This window comes from Pedobacter sp. HMWF019, assembly GCF_003061025.1.
GTDB lineage: Bacteria > Bacteroidota > Bacteroidia > Sphingobacteriales > Sphingobacteriaceae > Pedobacter.
This window is the reverse complement of sequence record NZ_QAIL01000590.1, coordinates 455-1623: the sequence shown is the minus strand read 5'-3', so window position 1 is coordinate 1623 and position 1169 is coordinate 455. Positions and strand designations below refer to the sequence as shown.

The following is a 1169-nucleotide window of genomic DNA, read 5'->3' as shown; positions in this document are numbered from 1 at the left end:
GGCTGTATCCAATGCCGGAAATCATGACAATAGTATTTATAACAGATGGTGGAGCGAGAAACATCATGGTGTAAAGGAAATTATTTCTGCTAAAGGAGATACAACTTTTAAATACAGCATTGATAAGAATCCGGAGATTGCTAAAAATCTGAAAGGCCATTTAATGATTATGACTGGTGATGTAGATAATAATGTGCATCCGGCGAATACCATCCGGTTAGCGAATGCACTGATGCGGGCGGGCAAACGTTTCGAGTTTGTGATTATGCCTGGTCAGCGACATGCTTTTGGTGACCTGACGGAATATGCCTTCTGGAAATTAGCCGATCATTTTAATAAATACCTGATTGGCGACTTTACTTCTTCTGACCAGGTTGATATACTGGAAATGGATAGGGAGGTTGAAATGAATGGGAAGAACGGCAGATAAGTTTTATCTGATATAATAAAAGCGAAAGGCCGCATCATGTTTAGTGATGCGGCCTTTCGCTTTATTAACTCTTTAAATTTACAAATTGAGTTTCTTTAGGAGTTCTTTAGATAATGCTGCTTTTGGAACAACTAAGCTCACCGTATTGATGGCGAAATAAGGTTCGGAAACTTCAATATATCCTTTAAAAGGACCTACTTCTCCCCAGGAATTTTTTACTTTAAATAAAATCTTACCCTCAGGAGTTTGGTCCAGACCGATCAGGTGCATTAAGTGATCATCTTCGGTAGTCAGGTTCTCATAAAGTTGCTGACGCAATTCCTGCGAATAACTGCGTTCCTTGATATTGGGGTTCAGGCTGGGCTGTTTTCCGTCTTGTTTGTTTTCAAATAGCATTGCATAGCCTTTTTTCTGCTGAAAATCGCTGTTGCTCACATCTGCATCCCACATAATGGTATAACCATTTTTTAACGCGGATTTCGTCAGGCTCAGCATTTCATCCAAAGGAATATTATAGAAAGACCCGTTTGCAAAATTATCTGGCGCCTCTAAAATAAAGGATTCGTAAAATGGATGATGGGTAAAAGAGGTGATACTGACATAATCTTTTGGGTTAAACTTCAGAACGTCTGCAGCGAAAGATTTTGCTGTGTAAGTTTTTCCTTTGTAGTCGAAATTTGCAGGAGGTAAGCCTATTTTCTGGTTTAGGATCTGCTCATAGCCTTTTAGCCAGTCTGGA

2 protein-coding genes are annotated in these 1169 nt (G+C 39.5%); one reads left to right on the top strand and one right to left on the bottom strand.

Features of this window, described 5'->3' with window-relative positions; all coding sequences use genetic code 11:
• On the top strand, positions 1 to 430 hold a 430-nt coding region (locus DBR11_RS28225), incomplete at its 5' end, for a S9 family peptidase (protein WP_146186701.1).
• A gap of 78 nt (positions 431 to 508) precedes the next feature.
• Here DBR11_RS28225 and DBR11_RS28220 read toward each other — a convergent pair.
• Positions 509 to 1169 (bottom strand): C1 family peptidase (locus DBR11_RS28220; RefSeq protein WP_233260940.1); only part of this gene is annotated, 661 nt, incomplete at its 5' end.